At 68.8% G+C, this 7,512-nt stretch carries 7 protein-coding genes; 4 read left to right on the forward strand and 3 right to left on the reverse strand.

Features of this window, described 5'->3' with window-relative positions; all coding sequences use genetic code 11:
• Together AC2H6A_RS16245 and AC2H6A_RS16250 are read left to right on the forward strand one after the other, a co-directional pair.
• Positions 1-988, forward strand: a 988-nt coding sequence (locus AC2H6A_RS16245) for a large ribosomal subunit assembly factor BipA (protein ID WP_484274760.1), incomplete at its 5' end; no start/stop codon positions are given.
• Between the two features lie 164 nt (positions 989-1,152).
• Complete coding sequence (locus AC2H6A_RS16250) at positions 1,153-1,608, forward strand: SWIB/MDM2 domain-containing protein (protein WP_484274761.1); 456 nt, start codon at positions 1,153-1,155, stop codon at positions 1,606-1,608.
• Positions 1,609-1,695: 87 nt separating this feature from the next.
• Here the strand turns inward: AC2H6A_RS16250 and AC2H6A_RS16255 are convergent, their stop codons facing one another.
• On the reverse strand, positions 1,696-2,607 hold the full coding sequence (locus AC2H6A_RS16255; protein WP_484274762.1) for a LysR family transcriptional regulator: 912 nt from the start codon (positions 2,605-2,607) through the stop codon (positions 1,696-1,698).
• A 169-nt stretch (positions 2,608-2,776) separates the two neighbouring features.
• On the opposite strand from AC2H6A_RS16255, the gene AC2H6A_RS16260 reads away from it, so the two are divergent.
• The gene (locus AC2H6A_RS16260) at positions 2,777-3,532 is read left to right on the forward strand and encodes an enoyl-CoA hydratase/isomerase family protein (protein ID WP_484274763.1); all 756 of its coding nucleotides are present in this window, start codon (positions 2,777-2,779) and stop codon (positions 3,530-3,532) included.
• 43 nt (positions 3,533-3,575) lie between these two features.
• Positions 3,576-5,657 (forward strand): 3-hydroxyacyl-CoA dehydrogenase NAD-binding domain-containing protein, encoded by a 2,082-nt coding sequence (locus AC2H6A_RS16265; RefSeq protein ID WP_484274764.1) that lies wholly within the window; start codon positions 3,576-3,578, stop codon positions 5,655-5,657.
• A 24-nt stretch (positions 5,658-5,681) separates the two neighbouring features.
• Here the strand turns inward: AC2H6A_RS16265 and AC2H6A_RS16270 are convergent, their stop codons facing one another.
• Together AC2H6A_RS16270 and AC2H6A_RS16275 are read right to left on the reverse strand one after the other, a co-directional pair.
• Positions 5,682-6,200: an LEA/WHy family protein gene (locus AC2H6A_RS16270; RefSeq protein ID WP_484274765.1), complete on the reverse strand. Its 519-nt coding sequence runs from the start codon at positions 6,198-6,200 to the stop codon at positions 5,682-5,684.
• Complete coding sequence (locus AC2H6A_RS16275; RefSeq protein ID WP_484274766.1) at positions 6,197-7,354, reverse strand: pyridoxal phosphate-dependent aminotransferase; 1,158 nt, start codon at positions 7,352-7,354, stop codon at positions 6,197-6,199. Before AC2H6A_RS16275 ends, AC2H6A_RS16270 begins: the two co-directional genes overlap by 4 nt.
• Positions 7,355-7,512 lie beyond the last annotated feature (158 nt).

Consider the following 7,512-nt stretch of genomic DNA (forward strand, 5'->3'; position numbering starts at 1 on the left):
CATCGAAGACCTGGACATCGGTTGTACGGTGGTCGATCCGCAGCAACCCCAGGCGCTGCCCATGCTCGAGGTCGACGAGCCCACCATGACCATGGAGTTCCTGGTCAATGCCTCGCCGATGGCCGGGCGCGAGGGGCGTTTCGTCACCAGCCGGCAGATCCGCGAGCGCCTGGAGCGCGAGCTGAAGAGCAATGTCGCGCTGCGCGTGGACTTCGCCGCCGACTCCGATACCTTCGTGGTCTCGGGCCGCGGCGAGCTGCACCTGACCATCCTGCTCGAAAACATGCGCCGCGAAGGCTACGAGCTGGCGGTATCGCGACCCAAGCCGCGGCTGCGCACGGTCGATGGCGAGCGGCAGGAGCCCTACGAGATCCTCACCATGGATCTCGAGGATGCCAATCAGGGCGCGGTCATGGAACTGCTCGGCCGTCGCCGCGGCGAACTGCGCAACATGGAGTCCGATGGCAAGGGCCGCACCCGCCTCGATTACCGTGTGCCGGCGCGCGGGCTGATCGGCTTCCACAACGAGTTCCTCAACCTCACCCGTGGCACGGGCATCATGAGCCATGTGTTCGACGACTACGGCCCCTGGGCGGGCGAGATCGAAGACCGGCGCAATGGCGTGCTCATCTCGCAGGACGACGGCGCTGCCGTGGCCTATGCGCTGTGGAAGCTGCAGGAGCGGGGGCGCATGTTCGTCAAGCCCGGAGACCCGCTCTACGAGGGCATGATCATCGGCATCCACAGCCGCGACAACGACCTCGTGGTCAACCCGGTCAAGGAAAAGAAGCTCACCAATGTGCGGGCCTCGGGCAAGGACGAGCACATCGTGCTCACGCCGCCGATCGAACTCACCCTCGAGAAGGCGGTGGAATTCATCGCCGAGGATGAACTCGTCGAGCTCACGCCGCGCAGCATCCGGCTGCGCAAGCGCCTGCTGAAGGAACACGAGCGCAAGCGTGCCGGGCGCGAGACCGAGAACGCCTGAGTCCCTGAAACAACACGGCCGCGCGCGCGCCGGAAAATTTTGCACGCGGCCTATTGGCGAGCGCCCAAAGAACCGTCATTCTTGCGTCTGCGTGAAATACCCGGCCCGTGCGGGCCGGTGTGCTGACATCGCGAACATTCCAACCCACTGACGGAGGCATACACATGGCAACAGCCAAGGGTGGCGCCAAGCAAGCTGCCAAGAAGCCTGCCAAGGCACCGGCGAAGAAACCCGCTGCCAAGAAGCCGGCGGCGCCGGCCAAGAAGGCTGCGGCACCTGCCAAGAAAGCTGCGGCGCCTGCCAAGAAGCCGGCGGCGCCCGCCAAGAAGGCTGCGGCACCCGCCAAGAAGGCGGCCGCCAAGAAGCCCGCCCGCAAGCCCAATGCGGCATTCATGAAGCCCCTCACGCCCAGCGCGGCGCTCGCCTCCATCGTCGGCGACAAACCGCTGCCGCGCACCGAGGTGGTCAAGAAGATGTGGGACTACATCAAGAAGGGCGGCCTCCAGGATGCCGTCAACAAGCGCATGATCAATGCCGACGCCAAGCTCAAGGAAGTCTTCGGCAAGGCCCAGGTCAGCATGTTCGAAATGACCGGCCTGGTCGGCAAGCACCTGAAGTGATCCTGCGGTGCTGAGCGCACCGTCGCTTGCCGGCGGTGATGCACGGGGCGGCCTTCGGGCCGCCCTTGTCGTTTCCGGGGCCTGGGCTCAGGCGGTACCGGACCAGTAGCCCGGGCTGGCGTACGCCTGCTTCAGGTAGTCGATCAGAAGGCGCATGCGCAGCGCGAGGTGTCGGCGCTGCGCGAACACGGCGTGAATCGCGTTGTCGGGAGCCTCGAATGTGTCGAGCACGCTTTCCAGCCGTCCGGCCCGCAGCTCGTCGGCCACCTCCCACATCGAGCGCCAGGCCAGGCCCTGGCCGGCCAGGGCCCATTCATGCAGCACCGCGCCGTCGTTGCACTCCATGGCCCCGCTGACCCGTACCGCCTCGACCTTGCCGTTCACGGTGAACAGCCAGCCGCGGGCCTGATTGCCATAGCGTCCGAAGGTCAGGCACTGGTGAGTGGCCAGATCGGCCGGCGTGCGCGGGCGACCGTGTCGCGCGAGGTAGTCGGGGCTGGCCACCACCACCCGGCGGTTGGCGGCAAGGCGCACCGCCACCAGGCTCGAGTCCTCGAGGTGACCGATCCGGATGGCGAGGTCGATGCCCTCGGTGACGATGTCGGCGAGCCGGTCGGAAAGCTCCAGCGAGAGGGTCACCTGCGGGTTGGCCTCAAGGAATGCCGGCAGCAGCGGCGCGACATGGCGGCGGCCGAATCCCGCAGGCGCACTCACCCGCACATGGCCGCTCGCCTGACGCCCGCCGAGCGAGACTGCGCTCTCGGCATTGTGGAAGTCCTCGAGGATGCGCTGGCAGTCCTCGAGGAAGGCCGTGCCCTCCTGGGTGAGACTGACCTTGCGGGTGGTGCGCACCAGCAGCTTGACGCCAAGGCGGGCCTCGAGCGCGTCGATGCGCCGGCCGATGATCGCCGGTGCCACCCCCTCGAGCGCCGCAGCCGCCGACAGGCTGCCGCGCTGGGCCACGGCGGCGAAGGTTTCGATCTGCTTGAATCTGTCCATGGCGGTGCGCGCAGGGCTGCCGGATTGAGTCGCTATGGTATGCCGGGCCGGACCGCGGCGGGCCGGCGCCTCGACACCGCCTGCGCAATGCCGCGATACTGCCGCACACCCCGGCGCGCGCGGTCTGTTGAGGGCTGCGCCCGGATGCTCATCTCCCTGGAGACATGCCATGGCCGAACTGGTGCTGCGCAGCGATCGCGACGGGCTGGTCACGCTCACGCTGAATCGCCCCGACAAGCTCAACGCGCTCACGGTGCCCCTGTTCATCGAACTGCGCGCCCATGTCGAGGCCATCGCAAGGCAGACCGACAGCGTGGGTCTGGTCATGGTGCGCGGCGCCGGGCGCTGCTTCTCGGCTGGCAACGACCTCACCGCGATCGCTGGCGGCGTCGAGGCACCCACGCCCGGCTACCAGTCCGAGACCATCGAGATGCTGGCCAACCTCCCGCAGCCGGTGATCAGCGCGGTGCATGGCCACTGCTACACCGGCGCGCTCGAACTCGCCCTGGCCGGCGATCTGATCGTGGCTGCGCATTCGGCGCGCTTTGCCGATACCCACGGCAAATGGGCGCTGACCCCGCGCTGGGGCATGAGCCAGCGTCTGCCGCGCCGGGTCGGACGATCGCAGGCCAGCCTGATGAGCTTCACCGCGCGCACCTTCACCGGCGAGCAGGCCCTGGCCATGGGGCTTGCCGACGAGTGCGTGCCCGACGAGCGCTTCGATGCGCACCTGCAGGCGCTGGCCACCGAGATCCTGGCCAACTCCTGGTTCAGTCACCGGGCCAACAAGCGTCTGATGCGCGAGACCGACTCGCTGCCGTTGGCGGCCGGTCTGGCCCACGAGAGTCATCGCAGCGAAGGCCGTGGTCCCGACATGCAGCAGCGCATCGCCGCCTTCACCGCCAAGGCCGGCAAGCGCAGCTGAGCGCGTGCGGCCCTTCACCCATACCCCCCACAGGAGACCCCCGATGGCAGCAGCCGAAGCAGTCGCCGACCTCAAGGTCGAAGGCGATGTCGCGATCCTCACCCTCAACTCCCCGCCGGTGAACGCGCTCTCGCAGCCGGTTCGCGCCGGCATCCTCGAGGGCGTGCGCGCCGCGGTGGCCAACCCCGCGGTGAAGTCGGTGGTGCTGATCTGCGAAGGCCGCACCTTCATCGCCGGCGCCGACATCACCGAGTTCGGCAAGCCGCCCCGCGAGCCGGGCCTGAAGGAGGCCCAGGACGCGATCGAGAACTCGCCCAAGCCGGTGGTGGCGGCCATCCATGGCACCGCCCTGGGCGGCGGCCTCGAGGTGGCGCTGTGCTGCCACTACCGGGTGGCGGTGCCCTCGGCCAAGTGCGGCCTGCCCGAGGTGAACCTCGGACTGCTGCCGGGCGCCGGCGGCACCCAGCGGCTGCCGCGCATCGTGGGCGCGGCCAAGGCCCTCGAGATGATGACCTCGGGTCAGCATGTCGGCGCGGCCCAGTGCCTGGAGATGGGCCTGGTCGACGAGATCGTGCCCGAGGGCGAACTGCGCGCCGGCGCGATCGCCCTGGCGCGGCGCATCGTGGCCGAGAACCGGCCGCTCAAGAAGGTGCGCGAGTCCGACGAGAAGATGGTCGCCGCACGCGGCAAGCCCGAGATCTTCGCGGAGTTCCGCAAGGCCAATGCCCGCAAGTTCCGCGGCTTCCTGGCCCCCGAGTACAACATCCGCTGCGTCGAGGCGGCGGTAAACCTGCCCTTCGACGAGGGCATGAAGGTCGAACGCCAGCTCTTCATGGAACTCATGTCGGGCACCCAGTCGGCCGCCCAGCGCTATGTGTTCTTCGCCGAGCGGCAGGTCTGGAAGATTCCTGACGTGCCCGAGGACACCCCGCTGGTGCCGGTGCGCAAGGTGGGCATGATCGGCGCAGGCACCATGGGCGGCAGCATCGCGATGAACTTCGCCAATGTCGGCATCCCGGTCACCCTGGTCGAGTCCCGCCAGGACGCGCTCGATCGTGGCCTCTCGGTCATTCGCCGCAACTACGAGACCACCGCCAAGCGTGGCCGTCTGACCATGGCCGATGTCGACAAGCGCATGTCGCTGCTGACCGGCTCGCTGTCGCTCGAGTCGCTGGCCGACTGCGACCTGATCATCGAGGCGGTGTTCGAGAACATGGCGCTGAAGAAGGAGGTCTTCGCCAAGCTCGACAAGATCGCCAAGCCGGGCGCGGTGCTGGCCACCAACACCTCGGCCCTGGATGTGAACGAGATCGCCACCGCGGTGTCACGGCCCGAGGCGGTGGTCGGCATGCACTTCTTCTCGCCGGCCAATGTCATGCGCCTGCTCGAGGTGGTCCGCGGCGAGAAGACCTCCAAGGCGGTGCTGGCCACGGCCATGCAGATCGGCAAGAAGATCGGCAAGATCGGCGCGGTCTCGGGGGTGTGCCCGGGCTTCATCGGCAACCGCATCCTGCGCGCCCGCTCGCTGCAGGCGCAGGCCATGCTCAACGAGGGCGCCATGCCCTGGGACATCGACAAGGTTCTCTACGAGTTCGGCCTGCCGATGGGGCCGTTCGCGATGTCCGACCTTGCTGGCCTGGACATCGGCTGGTCGCGCGAGACCTCCAAGGGTGCCACGGTGCGCGAGGTGCTCTGCGAGATGGACCGGCGCGGCCAGAAGACCGGCGGCGGGTTCTACGATTACGACGAGCAGCGCAATGCGCGGCCCTCGCCGGTCACCGAGAAGATCGTGCGCGAGTTCGCCGCCCGCGCCGGCAATGCGCCGCGCGAGATCAGCGAGCAGGAGATCCTCGAGCGCTGCGTGTACCCGATGATCAACGAGGGCGCCCGCATCCTCGAGGAGAAGATCGCGCTGCGCGCCTCCGACATCGACATCGTCTGGATCAACGGCTATGGCTGGCCGGTGTACCGCGGCGGTCCGATGTTCTACGGCGACACCGTGGGCCTGGCCCATGTGGTCGAGCGCCTGAAGGCCTACGCGCCCAAGCTCGGTCCGGAGTTCGTGCTCTCGCCGCTGCTGCAGCGGCTGGCCGCCGAGGGCAAGCGCCTGCAGGATGTGAAGTAGGCGGCGCGGCGCCGGGTGGCTGGCTCAGCCACCCGGTGCGGGCGTGCCGGCCGGCCGGCGCATCAGCAGGCGCAGCGGGTCGAGCTCGCCCTTGCGCTCGAAGGGAATTCGGATGGCGAGCGGCCCCCAGGTGGCCGTGCCATGCAGCCGATAGTCGATCTTGCTCAGCGGCAGGCGACGCGCGGCCTCCAGCAGTCGGCCGGTCGGGCTGGTGAAGGCAAGCGTGATCTCCCGACTGCCCCGGGCGGGCAGCTCGAAGGGCGCCTCGGCGGCCACCGCCTGGGCGATCTCGACCCCGCCCACCTCCACGGCGAAGCCCAGCGCGCGGATCGGGAGCGCGCTGCTGTTCGGGTTGGTGGCCGTTACCCGCACATTGAATCGCAGCTGCTCCCGGCTTGCGTCCACCGGCTCCAGGCCGCTCACCGACAGCGTGGGCGGCGTGAGCGTGGGCAGCGGCACCACACCGCAGGCGGCCAGGTTGCCGAAGCCGGCGAGCACGCCAAGCAGCAGCGAACGCCGGCCCTGCAGGGGCTTGGCCTTCAAAGCCGCCCCAATCGGGTCAGCGCCTCGTGCAGAGTATCGTCGCGCTTGGCGAAGCAGAATCGCACCTGGCGGCGGTCGACCGGCGAACGATAGAAGGCCGACATCGGGATGGCGGTCACGCCGATCTCGCGGGTGAGCCACTGCGCGAAGGCATCCTCGGGCAGGTCGGAAATCGCCTCGTAGCTGGCCACCTGGAAGTAGGTGCCCTCGCAGGGCAGCAGATGGAAGCGGGTACCGGCAAGACCGTCGCGGAACAGGTCGCGCTTGCGCTGGTAGAAGGCCGGCAGATCGAGGTAGGGCGCGGGGTTGGCCATGTAGCGGGCCAGGCCTGCCTGGGCCGGGGTGTTCACGGTGAACACGATGAACTGGTGGCTCTTGCGGAACTCGGCGGTGAGCGCGGCCGGCGCCGCGCAGTAGGCCACCTTCCAGCCGGTGACATGGTAGGTCTTGCCGAAGGACGAGATCACGAAGCTGCGCGCCGCCAGCGCCGGCCGGCTGCCGGCCGAACAGTGTGCGCGACCGTCGAACACCATGTGCTCGTAGACCTCGTCGGCGATCACGAACAGGTCGTGCTCGATGGCGATGCGCTCCAGGGTGGCGAGGTCTTCAGGCGTGAAGATCCGCCCGCTGGGGTTGTGCGGCGAGTTGACCAGGATGGCGCGGGTGCGGGGCGTGACCGCGACCTGCACCGCCGGCCAGTCGATGGTGAAGTCATCGCGCATGGGCACGCACACCGCGGTGGCACCGGCCAGGGCGATGTTCGGCAGATAGCTGTCGTACATCGGCTCGATGACGATCACCTCGTCACCGGCCCGCACCACCGCCATGATCGCGGTGAAGATTGCCTGGGTGGCCCCGGCGGTGACCGTGATCTCGGTGTCGGGGTGGTAGCGCGCGCCGTAGAGCGTGGCCAGCTTGGCGGCGATGGCCTGCCGCAGCTCGGGCACCCCGCTCATCGGGGGGTACTGGTTGCGGCCCTCGCGCATGGCCTGGCTGACCGCGTCGAGCAGTGCCGGGTCGCAGTGGAAGTCCGGAAAGCCCTGACCGAGATTGACCGCGCCGTGCTCGGCGGCGAGCGCCGACATGACCGTGAAGATGGTCGTGCCCACCTCGGGGAGCTTGCTCTGGATGACGGGGGCGGCGGGTGCGTTCATGGCGGCTCGGGCAGGGCGCAGGGCGGCTGATTATAGGCAGCGTCGAACTGAAGCGGCGTCAGCACCCGCAGGCCGTGCCGGGCCCGGGCCTGCCTGCCCAGCCGCAGCAGCGCGCGGTCCTTGCTGATCAGCCAGCCTGCGCGCAGGTGGCAGGCCAG

Source organism: Quisquiliibacterium sp. (assembly GCF_982640115.1).

What these genes read in the sequence shown, in the direction of transcription:
- AC2H6A_RS16255 (WP_484274762.1), bottom strand. Translation starts at nt 2,607, where the DNA reads ATGGACAGATTCAAGCAGATCGAAACCTTCGCCGCCGTGGCCCAGCGC.
- AC2H6A_RS16250 (WP_484274761.1), top strand. Translation starts at nt 1,153, where the DNA reads ATGGCAACAGCCAAGGGTGGCGCCAAGCAAGCTGCCAAGAAGCCTGCC.
- AC2H6A_RS16275 (WP_484274766.1), bottom strand. Translation starts at nt 7,354, where the DNA reads ATGAACGCACCCGCCGCCCCCGTCATCCAGAGCAAGCTCCCCGAGGTG.
- AC2H6A_RS16265 (WP_484274764.1), top strand. Translation starts at nt 3,576, where the DNA reads ATGGCAGCAGCCGAAGCAGTCGCCGACCTCAAGGTCGAAGGCGATGTC.
- AC2H6A_RS16260 (WP_484274763.1), top strand. Translation starts at nt 2,777, where the DNA reads ATGGCCGAACTGGTGCTGCGCAGCGATCGCGACGGGCTGGTCACGCTC.